This is a genomic window from Pseudomonas sp. LJDD11 (assembly GCF_024584215.1).
In the GTDB taxonomy this organism is placed as follows: Bacteria; Pseudomonadota; Gammaproteobacteria; order Pseudomonadales; family Pseudomonadaceae; genus Aquipseudomonas.
Genome location: NZ_JANJFL010000122.1, coordinates 1 through 553 on the forward strand (window position 1 = coordinate 1; position 553 = coordinate 553).

General features: G+C 55.3%; 2 protein-coding genes. Both read left to right on the forward strand.

The window, feature by feature from the left end:
* The coding region (locus NRB16_RS29100; protein ID WP_257107594.1) for a YceD family protein at positions 1–349 on the forward strand (349 nt) is incomplete at its 5' end.
* Between the two features lie 12 nt (positions 350–361).
* Positions 362–553, forward strand: a complete 192-nt coding sequence (rpmF, locus tag NRB16_RS29105) for a 50S ribosomal protein L32 (RefSeq protein ID WP_257107595.1) — start codon at positions 362–364, stop codon at positions 551–553.

The window sequence follows — 553 nt, forward strand, 5'->3', positions numbered from 1 at the left end:
TATCCACAGTTCCATCGACGTCTCGGTCAAGATGGTTTGCCAGCGTTGTCTTGAGCTGGTCACCCTGCCGATCCACAGCGAGTGCAGTTACGCGGTGGTGAAGGAGGGTGCGAATACCCAGTCGTTACCGAAAGGTTATGACGTGCTGGAACTGGGCGAAGATCCATTGGATCTGCTGGCATTGATCGAGGAGGAGCTTTTGCTCGCCTTGCCGATTGTGCCTGCTCATCATCCGGAAGAATGCCAGCAACCGGCGGGTCTCGATGAGCCCGAACCGAGCGTGGACGAGGTAACGCGGTCCAACCCGTTCAGTGTATTGGCGCAGTTAAAGCGTGACCCAAACGTTTAGGAGTTAATCATTATGGCTGTTCAGCAGAACAAAAAATCCCGCTCTGCCCGTGACATGCGTCGTTCGCACGACGCTCTTGAGGCAAGCACTCTGTCCGTAGAAAAGACCACTGGTGAAGTTCACCTGCGTCACCACGTATCGCCAGAAGGCGTATACCGTGGCCGGAAAGTGATCGACAAGGGCGCTGACGAAGTCGGATCGTAG